General features: G+C 72.0%; 13 protein-coding genes and 1 tRNA gene. 9 read left to right on the top strand and 5 right to left on the bottom strand.

Translation table 11 applies throughout. The annotated features are described in order from the left end of the window. Positions 1 to 102 precede the first annotated feature (102 nt). Entirely contained in the window at positions 103 to 1,221 is a 1,119-nt protein-coding gene (locus FB465_RS29285; protein ID WP_145795351.1) for a glycosyltransferase family 4 protein, read from the top strand. Beyond that, a complete protein-coding gene (locus FB465_RS29290; protein ID WP_170290716.1) occupies positions 1,218 to 2,360 on the top strand; it encodes a GNAT family N-acetyltransferase in 1,143 nt (380 codons plus the stop codon). The genes FB465_RS29285 and FB465_RS29290 overlap by 4 nt, the downstream gene beginning before the upstream one ends. 74 nt (positions 2,361 to 2,434) lie before the next feature. On the opposite strand, the gene FB465_RS29295 is transcribed toward FB465_RS29290, so the two are convergent. Next, positions 2,435 to 2,519 (bottom strand) — tRNA-Leu (locus tag FB465_RS29295). A 231-nt stretch (positions 2,520 to 2,750) separates the two neighbouring features. Between FB465_RS29295 and FB465_RS29300 the strand changes: the two genes are divergently transcribed. The 3 genes from FB465_RS29300 (at position 2,751) to FB465_RS29310 (ending at position 5,664) form a co-directional block, all read left to right on the top strand. After that, the gene (locus tag FB465_RS29300; RefSeq protein ID WP_145795355.1) at positions 2,751 to 4,088 is read left to right on the top strand and encodes a M20/M25/M40 family metallo-hydrolase; all 1,338 of its coding nucleotides are present in this window, start codon (positions 2,751 to 2,753) and stop codon (positions 4,086 to 4,088) included. Between the two features lie 259 nt (positions 4,089 to 4,347). Next, positions 4,348 to 4,590: a chaplin gene (locus FB465_RS29305; RefSeq protein WP_145795357.1), complete on the top strand. Its 243-nt coding sequence runs from the start codon at positions 4,348 to 4,350 to the stop codon at positions 4,588 to 4,590. Between the two features lie 270 nt (positions 4,591 to 4,860). Then, complete coding sequence (locus tag FB465_RS29310) at positions 4,861 to 5,664, top strand: chaplin (protein ID WP_145795359.1); 804 nt, start codon at positions 4,861 to 4,863, stop codon at positions 5,662 to 5,664. 147 nt (positions 5,665 to 5,811) lie between these two features. Here FB465_RS29310 and FB465_RS29315 read toward each other — a convergent pair whose 3' ends face one another. Then, on the bottom strand, positions 5,812 to 6,006 hold the full coding sequence (locus FB465_RS29315) for a DUF5703 family protein (protein ID WP_266301036.1): 195 nt from the start codon (positions 6,004 to 6,006) through the stop codon (positions 5,812 to 5,814). A gap of 340 nt (positions 6,007 to 6,346) precedes the next feature. Here FB465_RS29315 and FB465_RS29320 point away from each other — a divergent pair, with 340 nt between their 5' ends. Next, positions 6,347 to 6,964, top strand: coding sequence for a hypothetical protein (locus FB465_RS29320; RefSeq protein ID WP_145795363.1), 618 nt, complete (start codon positions 6,347 to 6,349; stop codon positions 6,962 to 6,964). A 51-nt stretch (positions 6,965 to 7,015) separates the two neighbouring features. Here FB465_RS29320 and FB465_RS29325 read toward each other — a convergent pair whose 3' ends face one another. Both FB465_RS29325 and FB465_RS29330 read right to left on the bottom strand, forming a co-directional pair. Then, positions 7,016 to 8,956 (bottom strand): ATP-binding domain-containing protein, encoded by a 1,941-nt coding sequence (locus tag FB465_RS29325; RefSeq protein ID WP_246192904.1) that lies wholly within the window; start codon positions 8,954 to 8,956, stop codon positions 7,016 to 7,018. Positions 8,957 to 8,977: 21 nt separating this feature from the next. Further along, positions 8,978 to 9,958, bottom strand: coding sequence for an aldo/keto reductase (locus tag FB465_RS29330; protein WP_145795367.1), 981 nt, complete (start codon positions 9,956 to 9,958; stop codon positions 8,978 to 8,980). A 202-nt stretch (positions 9,959 to 10,160) separates the two neighbouring features. On the opposite strand from FB465_RS29330, the gene FB465_RS29335 reads away from it, so the two are divergent. After that, positions 10,161 to 11,207, top strand: coding sequence for an LLM class F420-dependent oxidoreductase (locus FB465_RS29335; protein ID WP_145795369.1), 1,047 nt, complete (start codon positions 10,161 to 10,163; stop codon positions 11,205 to 11,207). A gap of 114 nt (positions 11,208 to 11,321) precedes the next feature. Here the strand turns inward: FB465_RS29335 and corA are convergent, their stop codons facing one another. Then, a complete protein-coding gene (corA, locus tag FB465_RS29340; RefSeq protein ID WP_211785883.1) occupies positions 11,322 to 12,302 on the bottom strand; it encodes a magnesium/cobalt transporter CorA in 981 nt (326 codons plus the stop codon). A gap of 109 nt (positions 12,303 to 12,411) precedes the next feature. On the opposite strand from corA, the gene FB465_RS29345 reads away from it, so the two are divergent. After that, positions 12,412 to 13,107 (top strand): histidine phosphatase family protein, encoded by a 696-nt coding sequence (locus tag FB465_RS29345; RefSeq protein WP_145795373.1) that lies wholly within the window; start codon positions 12,412 to 12,414, stop codon positions 13,105 to 13,107. Between the two features lie 157 nt (positions 13,108 to 13,264). After that, a complete protein-coding gene (locus FB465_RS29350; protein WP_145795375.1) occupies positions 13,265 to 13,837 on the top strand; it encodes a DUF3090 domain-containing protein in 573 nt (190 codons plus the stop codon). Positions 13,838 to 13,844 lie beyond the last annotated feature (7 nt).

Raw genomic sequence — 13,844 nt, forward strand, 5'->3', positions numbered from 1 at the left:
CTTCTGACGTCCGGTTGGTCGGGCTATGGCAATTTATCCACCATGACTACGGAGCACCGGGCGACACGCCACTGCGCGCGGCGTCCACAGATCACCTTGATCATGCCGTTCCTCTCGGAGTTCCGGCAGTCCTTCTTCCGGAGGATGGCGGAGGACCTGAACGACCGGGGGGTAGGCCTCGTGGTTGCCTACGGAGCCCCGTACAACCGAGATCAGCGCGAGCGCCAGGACGTCGTCGACATCGAGGGCGCGGTACGGCTGCCGCAGTGGAGCGCCCATGTGGCAGGCCGCCCGCTGGTCCACAAGCGGCTCGGCTCCCTGGTGCGCTCCTCGGACGTGCTGGTGGTCGACCAGTCGCTGCGCAACCTGGAGCTGTACCCGCTCCTGCTCCGGCAGCTGGTCGGCCGGGGGCCGACGGTCGCCATGTGGGATCACGGCCGGACCTACACCCGGCCGCAGTCGCGGCTGGAACAGTCGCTCAAGTACGCCCTCACGCGGCGCGCCAGCTGGTTCTTCTCCTACACCGCAGGCGGTGCGCAGGCGGTGACCGAGCGGGGATTCCCCCGACAGCGGGTGACGGTCGTGCAGAACACCATCGACACCGCCGAGCTCAGCGCGGCCTATCGGAATGTGACGGATGACCAGCTCTCGGAACTGCACCACGAGTACGGGCTCACACCCGGCCGGACCGGGCTGTTCGTCGGCGCGCTGAGCCCCAGCAAGCGCATCCCGTTCCTGATCGAGGCGGCCGACGAGATCGCCGCAAGGTTGCCGGGGTTCCGGCTGCTGGTCGCGGGAACGGGCCAGCAGAGGGCTCTGGTCGAGGAAGCGGCGGCCAGATCGAGCGCGGTGGTCCCGGTGGGCCAGGCGTTCGGCGCGCGCAAGGCGTTGCTCGGGGCGGTGTCCGACGTGCTGCTGATGCCAGGTCTGGTGGGGCTGTGCGCGGTGGACTCCTTCGTCCTCCAGGTACCTGTCGTCACGACCGCCTGGCCGTGGCACGCTCCGGAGTTCGAATACCTGGAGCACGGCCGCAACGCACTCGTCGCACCGGATGACCCTGGGCAGTACGCCCGCGCCGTGGCCGATCTGCTCGGCAACCCCGGAGAGCTCGACGCCATGCGACGCGAATGCGGAAACGACGCGCAGCGCTACACCATCGAGGAGATGAGCCGCCGGTTCGTCGAGGGGCTCGTACGCCTGCTGGAGGACACCGCGCGATGACCCGACCCGCTGACCCGTCCAGCGCGCTTGCTGCGCAGGCCACCCCCGGCCTGCAGGTCCACCGCACACCCGGCACGCTCGCGCCGCTGGAACCGGGCTGGCGGGACCTGGTCGCATCGCTGCCCGGCTCCTCGTACTTCATGACCCCCGACTGGGTGCTCGGTGCCTGGGAGACCATGGACCCGGACACCCCGGCCACGGTCGAGGTGGCGGTATGGAGCGGGCCAGCCGGTCGGGTCGAGGCGGTGGCCCCGGTCCTCCGCGTCCGAGGCAGACTGCACCATCGGCTCCCGCTGCCCGTGACCAGTTGGACCCTCCTGGGGTACGCGGCCGACGCGGCCGACCACGGTCTCCTCCCCGCCGCGCCGCACCGCCGAGAGGAGGTCAGGGCCTGGCTTCGTCGCCGCACTCGGTGGAGCAGCTTCTGGTTGCCGGCCATGGATCCCGAGGCCGACCCCTACCTCCTCCCACCCGGTACTCGCCGCATCGCCAGGAACACCTGCCCCCGGCTGGCGATCGGTCCGGGCGCCGCCGTCGGATCCAGCGGGTTCCGCAAGGACGTCCGCCGCTACGAGCGACAACTCGCCCAGCAGGAGGTGTCCTTCCGCTGGGTGGCGCCGCCGGACATGACCGCCGAGGTGCTGGACGCCGTGCTGAGGCTGCACCGGCTGCGCCAGGACCACAAGGGGAACACCACCGGCTTCGGCCCCGAGCGGCGAGGCTTCCACCTGCGGCTCCAGCAGCGCGCCGACGCAGACCGCGGGCCCGCGGCACTGGTGGCCGAACACCAGGGCACTGTGATCGGAGCGGTCTACGGCTTTCTGTGGAGCAACACCTTCGCCTACTACAACGGCGGATGGGACCCGGCCTACGCCCGCCTGAGCCTCGGTACAGTCCTCGTCAACCGAGCCATCTCCGCAGCGGCCGAGCACGGAGTGCGGACCTTCGACTTCCTGCGCGGCGACGAGCCGTACAAGTACCGCCCGTTCGGCGCGCACGATCGCCATGACGTCCAGTGGCTCCGCCCCCGCAGCCTGACGGCCGTCCTCGCCGGCACCGCCATCCACCAGCACGACCGCCGCCGGCCTCACGGGGCGACCCCACCACCGCCGGACGGATCGGCCAGCCCGGAGATCTGAATCGTGTCCACGACGTGAAAAAGCGGACCGTGACTGTTGAGTCACGGTCCGCACATCTCACCTATGGAGCTGAGTGTCCGAGGGGGGACTTGAACCCCCACGCCCGATAAAGGGCACTAGCACCTCAAGCTAGCGCGTCTGCCATTCCGCCACCCGGACCGGGTGTCGCCCTCGCGGCTCTCCGCCGCGCTGACTCCATAACTGTAGCAAAGATCGGCTTGCGGGCCCAAAACCGTCCGTGGCGGGGGCCATGGGGCTTCGATCCGCGGGAATGGCCTTGGGGTGGCGCGATTGCTGAGGGAGGATGGCGGCATCGTGCCCGAAGGACCTCGGCCGTGGGCCGGGGGTGGCGCGGCGGTGCGCCGGCCGGGCCAGAGACGAGGAGTGACCGTGAGCGAGTCGAAGGCGGAGCGGGTGGCTGCCCCGAAGGTGACGGCCGAGTCGGAGGTCGCCGAGATCTGCCGCGACCTGATCCGGATCGACACCAGTAACTACGGTGACGGCACGGGCCCGGGGGAGCGGGGCGCGGCGGAGTACGTCGCGGAGCAGCTGGCCGAGTTCGGGCTCGAGCCGCAGATCTTCGAGTCCGCCAAGGGACGGGCCTCGACGGTGGTCCGGATCGAGGGCGAGGACCGCTCCCGTCCCGGCCTGCTGATCCACGGCCACACCGACGTGGTGCCGGCCAACGCCGCCGACTGGACGTACGACCCGTTCTCCGGGGAGATCGCGGACGGCTGCGTCTGGGGCCGTGGCGCGGTGGACATGAAGGACATGGACGCGATGACGCTCGCGGTGATCCGCGACCGGCTGCGGACGGGGCGCAAGCCCCCGCGTGACATCGTGCTCGCCTTCGTCGCGGACGAGGAGGCGGGCGGCACGTACGGCGCCCGCTACCTGGTCGACAAGCACCCCGAGCTGTTCGAGGGTGTCACGGAGGGCATCGGGGAGGTCGGCGGGTTCTCCTTCACGGTCAACAACGACGTGCGGCTGTACCTGATCGAGACGGCCGAGAAGGGCATGCACTGGATGCGGCTCACGGTCGAGGGCCGGGCCGGGCACGGGTCGATGGAGAACGACGACAACGCCATCACCGAGCTCTGCGAGGCGGTCGCCCGGCTGGGGCGGCACAAGTTCCCGCTGCGGATCACCAAGACCGTCCGGGCCTTCCTCGACGAGCTGTCGGACGCGCTCGGGGTCGAGCTCGACCCCGAGAACATGGACGAGACGCTGCGGGTGCTCGGCGGCATCGCCAAGATGATCGGCACCACGCTGCGCAACACCGCCCAGCCGACCATGCTCGGCGCCGGCTACAAGGTGAACGTCATCCCCGGCCAGGCCACCGCGCACGTGGACGGGCGCTTCCTGCCCGGCTACGAGGAGGAGTTCCTGGCCGACCTGGACCGGGTGCTCGGGCCGCGGGTGAAGCGGGAGAGCCTGCACTCGGACAAGGCGATCGAGACCAGCTTCGACGGCGCCCTGGTGGAGGCGATGCAGTCCGCACTGCGCGCCGAGGACCCGATCGCCCGGGCCGTGCCGTACTGCCTGTCGGGCGGCACCGATGCCAAGTCCTTCCAGGACCTCGGCATCCGCTGCTTCGGGTTCGCGCCGCTGCAGCTGCCGCCGGAGCTGGACTTCGCCGGGATGTTCCACGGCGTGGACGAGCGGGTGCCGGTGGAGGGGCTCAAGTTCGGCGTGCGCGTGCTGGACAGGTTCATCGACGCCTGCTGAGAGCTTCTCGGATTCCGGACCGGATGCGGACGGCCCGCCCTCCCGAGGGCGGGCCGTCCGCATTGTCGGAGCTAATGACCGGAGAGCGGCTCTGGAAGCGTCGGAGAAACGATACTTCCCCCAATAGATGGTCGATTACGTGTGCGAGCTGTCACCGCTGCGGGTGAATGGGTGATCGCCTCCGTACCCCGTTTGCCACACCCTCGTTCACCCATATGCAGCTCGGAGAACGGGTTGCGGAATCGACCAGGAGGAACCCATGAAGGTCAAGAAGATCGCTGCTGTCGCCGCCGCCACCGGTGGGCTGGTTCTCGCGGGTGCGGGTGTCGCCGCCGCCCACGGTGGTGCGCAGGCCGAGGGTGCTGCCGTGAACTCCCCGGGCGTGGCCTCGGGCAACCTGATCCAGGTCCCCGTGCACGTGCCGGTGAACGTCTGCGGCAACACCATCAACGTGATCGGCCTGCTGAACCCGGCGTTCGGCAACAACTGCCAGAACTTCTGATCAATACCCGGTTGTTGATACCGGTCTCATGATCGATGTGCCCTCGGGCGGCGAATGAACCGCCACCGGGGGCACATCCTTGTCCGCGTTCACGCGAATCCCGGATACCGGATCCCGGGGCCCCGGATCGGCGTGAACGTGATGGGCGATGGATCACTCGATCGGGTGAGTCGGCTCCGTTCGGCTCAACCTTTGCCGGTGCGCCTCGTTGTGGGTTGTACGGGCAAAGGCCTCGTCAGGAATTCTTACAATCACAAGTCAGGGGAGTACATGCGACAGGTCGCAAAGAGGGGAATCCTCACCGCCGTCGCCACCGGCAGCGTGCTGGCCTCGACCGCAGGCTACGCGTACGCGAGTGCCGAGGCCCAGGGCGGCGCGGCGAACTCGCCCGGGGTGGGCTCCGGGAATGCCGTTCAGGCTCCCGTGGACGTCCCCGTGAACGCCTGCGGCAACACGGTCAGCGTGGTCGGCCTGCTCAACCCGGCCATGGGCAACCACTGCGGCAACACCGAGTCGGGCGACGCAGGTCACGGAGGCTCGGGGTCCGGAGGCTCGGGGTCCGCGGGCTCCGGGTCCTCGGCGGAGGGTGGGACGCACGGCTCGCCGGGCGTCGCCTCGGGGAACAACGTGCAGGCCCCGGTGAGCGTCCCGGTGGACGCCTGCGGGAACTCGGTCAACGTGGTCGGCCTCGGTAACCCCGCGTTCGGCAACGACTGCGGCAACCACGGCTCGTCCACCGCCACCCCGCCCAGCAGCCCGCCCGGTCACGAGGAGGACTGCCCGCCCGGTGGCACGGAGCACACCCCGCCGCCGCGCAGCACCCCGCCCACCAGCACGCCCCCTGGTAACACGCCGCCGAGCACCGGCGGCACCAACCAGACCCCGCCGGCGGGCACCGGCACCACCCGGGTCAGCATCCCCGAGCAGCCCACCCAGTCGACCACCACGTCGGCCGCCCGTGAGCAGCTCGCCTCGACCGGAGCGAACGGCCTTGAGCTGATCGCGCCGGCCGGCATCGCGCTGCTGCTCGCCGGTGGTGTGCTCTACCGCCGCTCCCGCGTCGGGGCTCGTTGACCGCCGCCGCTCGGCCCACCGGCTGAGCATGCGCCCGTAGCTGTGGGGGTACGGCTGCGGGCGCGCACCACCCTGGGCGTCGCAGAGCGGCGTCCAGGGGCCCGGCACCGGACCCGGGCGGCCGGTGACCGACCGGCCTGCCCGGCTCTACCAGCTCCTGACCTGCCGGATGATCCGGCGACGGAGCAGCACCGTACGGCTGCCGTCGGGGAAGAGCCGCAGGCGGTCCAACTCCCAGTGCCCGTACTCGGCGTGCTCGGTGAGCAGCTGCCGGGCGGCATTGCGGGTCGTGCCGCGCGGCATGCGCAGCGACTGGTACTCGTACTCCGGTTGCCGGACCAGCTTGGGTGGGGTCAACGCTCTCCTCCTGCGGGACGCATGCAGGCAAGGGTACGACCTGCCTGCGACAACTGGACCGGCCCCGGGGGCCGGGGGTGCTCCTCCTGGCAGTGAGACTGTCGCCGACGGCGGTGACAGTCAATCAGTTTTGGTCCTGGTGACGAGATACCCCGGACCGGCGCCGGAGATGCAAGCGGAGGGCCGCGCGGAGGTCCTACGGGGCGCGTCCGGCCGGTCACAGAACCACCCGGACCGGACATCCGGGCGTAAGTTGCGGCGAAATCGGGGACGTACGCGACAACCCCTGTGCGTGTCGCCACCTGGGAGAGATAGCGTCAGCACCATGTCTGATGCCGCGCAGCCCACCATCACCGAGGTACGCGCCGCCGCCGAGGCGGTCAAGGCCGCCATCGACCGTCACCTGGAAGCGGTTTCCACTCCGGCCGCAGCGGATGATCCCGCTGTCGCCACCGCTTACGAGGAGCTCGCCGCGGCGGCCATCGCCTACGACCAGATCCTGTACGAGGTCTACGACGAGGTCACTCCGTTCGAAGTCCCCGGCGACGAGAGCCCCGGCGGCTACCTCGGCCCTGAGCAGCCCGAGGCGATCAGTGTGCTGATCCGCCGCGACTACCTGGTCACCGATGCCAAGCGGCTGCGGGCCCAGGCCGAGCGGGTGGAGAGCTCGCTCACGCCGGGCGGCGGGCCGGCCGGCGGCGTGAACGCGGCGATCGGGGTGCTGTTCGGCGAGTTCGAACCGGACGAGATCGCGGCCCGGTGCGAGGAGTTCGGTCTGGAGGAGGGCGACTCGACGCTCTGGGTCGCCGCGACCGAGCCCGCCGAACCGGGGGAGTGGCTGCCCGAGCCCTTCGAGGGGGCCGACCCGCAGCTGCTGATCTGCCGCTTCGACGTCAGCGAGGTCTACGACGACGACCTGGACGGCCTCGACGCGGACACCTGACATCCCGGCCGGTGGTGCGGGAGCGAGCCGCTCCCGCACCACCGGCCACGGTCAGTGCGCCTGCTCGCCGTGCTCGGCCAGGATGGCCCGCAGACGCGTGGTGCGCGGCCGGGCCGGCCGCTCGGCGACGGCCTGCGGCAGCGCCTGACCGGCCGCGTGCACCACGGACAGGTGCCGCTCGGCCCGGCCGAAGGCCGTGTAGACCCACTGCCGGGTCAGCCCGGCGGCCGCGTCGTCCGGCAGCACCGCCACCACGCCGGGCCAGCGCCGCCCGACCGCCTGGTGGACGGTCAGTGCCCAGCCGTGCCGGAGCCGCGAGGCCTGGGCCGGGGTGACCGTCAGGCGCGTGCCGTCGGAGAGCTCCAGGTGCAGCCCGGACGCGTCGCCGTCGAGCACCCGGCCCGGGCGGGTGATGCCGGGGGCGGGGGAGTACACCACCCGGTCGCCCGGGTCGAAGCCACCGAACCTCCCCGGGCCCGGGTTGAGCCTGGCCTTGGCCGCGGCGTTCAGGGCCCGGGTGCCGGCGCTTCCGCCGTGGCCCGGAGTCAGCAGCACCACCTGCTCGACCGGGATGCCCAGCGCGCGCGGGATGGAGTCGGTGAGCAGCTGGACGGCGCGGTGCACGGCCTCGCCGCCGTCCTTGGCGGTGAGGATCACCACCTCCTTCTCCGGCGCCTCGACGGTCTGCAGCTCGCCGATGCCGATGCCGGAGACCAGCTCGCCGATCGGCCCGAAGTCGGGCGTCCGGGAGGCGACCGTCGGGCATGCCTTGGCCGCCAGCAGGTCGGCGAAGAACCGGCCGGGCCCGGCGGACCAGAGCTGGCCGGGGTCGCCGCTGAGGACCAGCCGGGTGCCGTCGGCCACGGCCTCCAGGAGGGTCGCGGCGAGTTCGACGTCCAGCAGCGGGGCGTCGAGGACCAGGAGGACGTCGAGCGCGAGCGAGCCGTCCTCGGCCCGGCCGGGACCGGCGGTGCCCGCCAGAAGCTCGGGGAGGGTGGTCACCTGCGCGGCCGTCGAACCGGAGTCCGGCAGCAGGGCGGCCAGGCTGTCACGGCCCTGGTCCGTCCAGGTGGCCGCCCAGGCGCGGAGCCCGAGGCCCTGCGCAGCGCTCAGCAGCGCGGCCGGCTCGGCGCGGGACGCCTCGCCGCCGGTGTGCGCGACCAGGGCGCTGTCGGCGACGGCCCGGATCAGCGCGGCGGCCGAGGCAGACGGAGCGGCGGCGGCCGCGGCCTCCCAGGCGGCAGGCCCGGGAGCGGCTGCCTCCTCCTCAGCAGCCTCCTCGCCCGGACCGTCCTCGCCTGGTTCCTCCTCGCCCGGTACGAAGGTCGACATCACCCGTACCAGCCCGTCCGCCAGGCTCTCCTCGGCGAGCGCGAGCCGCTCCAGGGCGAGCACCGTCCGCATCGGCGGCTCGTCCTCCTCGGAGGTGCTCCGGTGGCCGGGCAGCTCCTCCTGAAAGGCCATCACCCGGCCGTCCACCACGACCTCCTGGAGCGCGGCGGCCGCGTCCGGCAGGGCGAGCTTCTCCAGGCCCGTGGCCACCTCGCCGATCTCCACCGCCGAGTGCCCGCGCAGCGCCTCCTGCTCCAGCAACCAGGGGACCAGGGCCTGCGCGCGGCGCGGGTCGCCGGGGCCGGCCTCTGAGCCCAGCAGCCCGCGCGCGAAACCGTCCGCCTGCTCGGGCCGTACGCCCGGCAGCGAGAGCACCGCCCACGGGTCGGCCTTCAGCGTCTCGGCCGCGCCCTCGCCGAGCGCGGTCACGGCGGCGGCCGCGAACTCCGCCGGGGCGCCGCCCGCCGTCAGCACCTCGCCGGTGGCCCGCAGCGCCTCGGCCCGGTGCTCGTCGGCTGCGGCGGCCGGGGCGGCCTCGGCGCCGGCCGTGTCGGGGCCGGGCGGCTGCTGCCCCACCACCCGGATCGCCTCAGCCAGCGCCGCGACGGCGTCCGCACGTTGCCCGGGAGCGTTGTCCCTGCCGGGATCCACGTCGCTCATCATTCGCTCCTCACAGCTTCGTCACAGCTCCGTCCAGCCCGGATCGGGGTAGCGGTGCACCGGCGCCGACACGTCGTCCAGCGCACCGCGGATCTCACCCGGAAGCGTAAGGGCCTCCACCGACAGTGCCGACTGCAGCTGAGTGGCCGTCCGGGCGCCGACCAGCGTGCTCGAAACACCGGGCCGGTCCCGGACCCAGGCGAGCGCGACCGCGAGCGGGCTGCTGGCCAACCCGTCGGCGGCGGTGGCGAGGGCGTCGACGATGCGTCGCGAGCGGTCGCCGAGGTAGGGCTGGACGAAGCCGGAGAGGTACGGGGAGGCGCCGCGGGAGTCCGGCGGGACACCGTGCCGGTACTTGCCGGTGAGCACGCCCCGGCCGAGCGGGGAGGAGGCGAGCAGCCCGACCCCGGCGTCGAGCGCGGCGGGCAGCACCTCGCGTTCGATGCCGCGCTGCAGCAGGGAGTACTCCATCTGCGTACTGGCGAGCGGCACCCGGGAGGCGTGGCCGCGCTGCCAGGTGGCGGCCTTGGCGAGCTGCCAGCCGCTGAAGTTGGAAACCCCGACGTACCGGGCGCGCCCGGAGGCGACCGCCAGGTCGAGGGCCTGGAGGGTCTCCTCGGCCGGGGTGGCCGGGTCGAAGGCGTGGACCTGCCACAGGTCGACGTAGTCGGTGCCGAGCCGGTGCAGGGAGGCGTCGAGGGCGGCCAGCAGCCGCCCGCGGGAGGCGTCGAAGCGGCGGTCGGAGTCCGGGACGCTGCCGGCCTTGGTGGCGATCACCAGCTCGGAACGCGGGATCAGACTGTCCGTCAGCCGGGAGAGCAGGTACTCGGCGCCGCCGTCCGCGTACACGTCCGCGGTGTCCACCAGGGTGCCGCCCGCGTCGACGAAGGCCTTGAGCTGCTCGGCGGCCTCGTGCTCGTCGGTGTCCCGGCCCCAGGTCATGGTGCCGAGACCGAGTCTGGAGACCCGCAGCCCGGTCCGGCCGAGATGACGCTTTTCCATCGGGAAGAGCCTCCGTCAGCTGATAAAGACGCAGGTGAGGAGGGTTCTCCCCACGTCGGCAGAGCGTAGCGGCCCGTGCCCGGCCTGGCCTCGCCGACCCGCAGGGCCGGGTGACGCAGGACACACCTACCGGCCAGTAGCATGAGCCGCGACAACGCGGTTACGCTCGGCACAACGACCGACTGGAAGGCTTGGCATCCCTATGCGACTCGGCATCAACCTCGGCTACTGGGGACTCGGCATGGACGCCGACAACATCGCGGTCGCCCAGGAGGCCGACCGGCTCGGCTACTCGGTGTGCTGGGCCGCCGAGGCGTACGGCTCCGACGCCGCGACCGTCCTCAGCTTCGTCGCCGCCAAGACCGAGCGGATCGACGTCGGCTCGGCCATCTTCCAGATCCCGGCCCGCACCCCCGCGATGACCGCGATGACGGCAGCCACCCTCGACACCCTCTCCGGCGGCCGCTTCCGCCTGGGCCTGGGCGTCTCCGGGCCGCAGGTCTCCGAGGGCTGGTACGGCGTCAAGTTCGACAAGCCGCTGGCCCGCACCCGCGAGTACGTGGAGATCATCCGCAAGGCGATGTCCCGCGAGCGCCTGGTCCACGAGGGCGCCAACTGGACGCTCCCGCTGCCCGGCGGCCCCGGCAAGCCGCTCAAGCTGACCGTGCACCCGGTGCGCGAGCACATCCCGCTCTACATCGCCGCGATCGGCCCGAAGAACCTGGAGCAGACCGGCGAGATCGCCGACGGCTGGCTGGGCATCTTCTTCGACCCCGAGCACGCCGCGCTCTCCATCGACCCGCTGAAGGCCGGCCGCGCCAAGGTGGGCCAGACCCTGGACGGCTTCGACCTCTGCCCCACCGTCACCATCTCGGTCGGCGAGGACGTCAAGGCCGCCGCCGACACCCAGCGCTCGTACGCGGCGCTCTACATCGGCGGCATGGGCAGCAAGGAGAAGAACTTCTACAACCAGCTCGCCCGCCGGATGGGCTACGAGCAGGCCGCCGACGAGATCCAGGAGAAGTACCTCGCCAAGGACTACGCGGGTGCCGCCGCGGCCGTCCCGCACGACCTGATCGACTCCACCTCGCTGCTCGGCACCAAGGAGCGGATCGCCGACCGTATGCAGGCCTACGCCGACGCGGGCGTCACCACCCTGACCCTGGCCCCGGCCGGGTTCACGCTGGAGGAGCGGATCACCGCGCTGCGCACCGGCGTCGAGGCCTTGGAGCTCGCCGGTCTCGCGTGAGGCGCCCCTGGGTGCGGGGATCTGGGCGAGCGGCCCTCCACGGAGGTGCATGGTTCTCGCGCAGTTCCCCGCCCCTGATGGTGCCCTCCCGGTCCGCCGTTCCCGGTCCGCCGTTCAGAGCCAGCCGCTGCGCTTGAAGACGCGGTACAGCAGGATGCACACCAGCACCATCGCCGCGACCGCGGCCGGGTACCCCCAGATCAGCCTGAGCTCCGGCATGTGCTGGAAGTTCATCCCGTAGATGCCGGCGATCATGGTCGGCACGGCCACCAGGGCCGCCCAGGCCGAGATCTTCCGCATGTCGTTGTTCTGCTGCACGCTGACCTGGGCGAGGTTGGCGCTCAGGATGTCGGAGAGCAGCCGGTCCAGCGACTCCACCTGATCGTTGGCCTTGGCCAGGTGGTCCGCCACGTCCCGCAGGTAGGGCAGCGCCTTCTCCTCGATGAACGGGACGCTGCCCCCGGCCAGCCGCAGCAGCGGTTCCTGGAGCGGGGCGGTGGCGCGCCGGCAGGCCACCAACTGCCGCTTGAAGTCGTAGATGCGCTCGGCCGTGCCGACCGCGGCCCGGCCCGGGGCGAAGACCGAGGCCTCCAGCTCGTCGAGGTCGGTCTGCAGCTCGGCGGCGACGTCGACGTAGTGGTCCACCACGGTGTCGCAGACCGAGTGCAGCACCGCGCTCGGCCCGTGCTTCAGGACGTCCGGCTGCTTCTCCAGCTCGGCCCGCAGCTTGGCGAGCGGACTGTCGGTGCCGTGGCGGACGGTCACCACGAAGCAGTCGCCCAGGAAGATCATCACCTCGCCGGTGCTGACCGCATGGCCGTCCTCGTGGTAGCCGATCGTCTTCAGCACCATGAAGAGGGAGTCCTGGTAGGTCTCCAGCTTCGGCCGCTGGTGCGCGCTCACCGCGTCCTCGATGGCCAGCGGGTGCAGGCTGAACTCATCCGAGACCAGGTCGAACTCCTCCTCGGTCGGCTCGTACATCCCGAGCCAGACGAAGCTGTCGCCCGCCGCCCGGGCGGCATCGAGGGCGTCCGAGAAGTCGACCGGGTCCTCGGTGCGGTGGCCGTTCCGGTAGACGGCACAATCGACGATCATGTGGGCAATTGTCGCGCCTGCGGGCTCCGGCGGACGTCACATCCGCTGAAAGCGCACAGGACCCGCCATCTCCGCTGATCACCTCCGCCGGAGGCCGTACGCTGGCCCCATGCCGACCCTGCTGCTCGTCCGCCACGGCCGCTCGACCGCGAACACGGCCGGAATCCTCGCCGGTTGGACCCCGGGGGTGGACCTCGACGACACCGGACGCACCCAGGCCGTGGCGCTGGCAGGCCGGCTGGCCGGGATCCCGCTGGTCCAGGCCGTCAGCAGCCCGCTGGAGCGCTGCCGGCAGACCCTGGAGCCGCTGCTCGCGGCCCGCCCCGAGCTCGGACCGGCCGCGCTGGACGAGCGGCTGGGTGAGTGCCACTACGGCGACTGGACCGGCCGCCCGCTCGGCGAGCTGGCCACCGAGCCGCTGTGGCGCACCGTCCAGGACCACGCCGCGGCCGCCGCCTTCCCGGGCGGGGAGTCGCTGCGGGAGCTCAGCCACCGCACCGTCACCGCCGTCCGGGAGTGGAACGACAAGATCGCCGTCGAGCACGGCGCCGACGCGGTGTGGATCGCCTGCTCGCACGGCGACGTCATCAAGGCCGTCGTCGCCGACGCGCTCGGTCTGCACCTCGACCACTTCCAGCGGATCTCCGTCGAGCCCTGCTCCGTCACCGCGATCCGCTACACCCCGCAGCGCCCGTTCGTCCTGCGTGTCGGCGACACCGGCAGCCTCGCCTCGCTGGCACCGCGGCCCGACGCACCGGCCCCGAGCGGCGACGCCGTCGTCGGCGGCGACACCGGCCGGAGCTGAGGCCGGGGCGGACCGGGCCGGTACCTGACGGACTGCTCGGCACCTGACGGACCGCTCGGCACCTGACGGACGAGTCGGCACCTGACGCCGCCGGGCCGTCGCCCAGGCCGTAGGGTGGCCAGTGAGCCCACGATCGATCAGAACCCGGAGCGAGAGAGTGCCTCGTCAGGTCTTCTTCTACGACCAGCCCGAGCGGTTCGTGGCCGGCACCGTCGGTCAGCCAGGCGCGCGGGCGTTCTACCTGCAGGCCAGCGCCAGAGGCCGGATCACCAGCGTGCTGCTGGAGAAGACCCAGGTCGCGGCGCTCGCCGAACGGATCGACCAGGTCCTGGACGAGGCCCTGCGGCGCAGCGGGGGCTCGGCCGCGATCCCCGCCGTCGCCCCGTCCGAGCTGGCCGACGCCGCACCGCTGGACCTCCCGCTGGAGCAGGAGTTCCGGGTCGGCACGATGGCCCTCGCCTGGGACAGCCTGGACGAGTGCCTGGTGGTCGAGGCGCAGGCTGTGGTGGAGGGCGCCGAGGACGACGAGGAGGAGGCCGAGGCCGTCTTCGAGGACGAGGAGAACGGCCCCGACATGCTCCGGGTCCGGATGACCGGTGCGATGGCCCGGGTCTTCGCCAAGCGCGCCCTCGACCTCGTCGCCGCCGGGCGCAGGCCCTGCCCGTTCTGCAACCTGCCGCTGGACCCGGAGGGCCACCTGTGCCCGCGCGCGAACGGCTACCGGCGCTGAACGCCGA

This window comes from Kitasatospora atroaurantiaca, from assembly GCF_007828955.1.
In the GTDB taxonomy this organism is placed as follows: domain Bacteria; phylum Actinomycetota; class Actinomycetes; order Streptomycetales; family Streptomycetaceae; genus Kitasatospora; species Kitasatospora atroaurantiaca.

What these genes read in the sequence shown, in the direction of transcription:
- FB465_RS29285 (WP_145795351.1), top strand. Translation starts at nt 103, where the DNA reads ATGCCGTTCCTCTCGGAGTTCCGGCAGTCCTTCTTCCGGAGGATGGCG.
- FB465_RS29290 (WP_170290716.1), top strand. Translation starts at nt 1,218, where the DNA reads ATGACCCGACCCGCTGACCCGTCCAGCGCGCTTGCTGCGCAGGCCACC.
- FB465_RS29305 (WP_145795357.1), top strand. Translation starts at nt 4,348, where the DNA reads ATGAAGGTCAAGAAGATCGCTGCTGTCGCCGCCGCCACCGGTGGGCTG.
- FB465_RS29310 (WP_145795359.1), top strand. Translation starts at nt 4,861, where the DNA reads ATGCGACAGGTCGCAAAGAGGGGAATCCTCACCGCCGTCGCCACCGGC.
- FB465_RS29320 (WP_145795363.1), top strand. Translation starts at nt 6,347, where the DNA reads ATGTCTGATGCCGCGCAGCCCACCATCACCGAGGTACGCGCCGCCGCC.
- FB465_RS29325 (WP_246192904.1), bottom strand. Translation starts at nt 8,956, where the DNA reads ATGAGCGACGTGGATCCCGGCAGGGACAACGCTCCCGGGCAACGTGCG.
- FB465_RS29330 (WP_145795367.1), bottom strand. Translation starts at nt 9,958, where the DNA reads ATGGAAAAGCGTCATCTCGGCCGGACCGGGCTGCGGGTCTCCAGACTC.
- FB465_RS29335 (WP_145795369.1), top strand. Translation starts at nt 10,161, where the DNA reads ATGCGACTCGGCATCAACCTCGGCTACTGGGGACTCGGCATGGACGCC.
- corA (WP_211785883.1), bottom strand. Translation starts at nt 12,302, where the DNA reads ATGATCGTCGATTGTGCCGTCTACCGGAACGGCCACCGCACCGAGGAC.
- FB465_RS29345 (WP_145795373.1), top strand. Translation starts at nt 12,412, where the DNA reads ATGCCGACCCTGCTGCTCGTCCGCCACGGCCGCTCGACCGCGAACACG.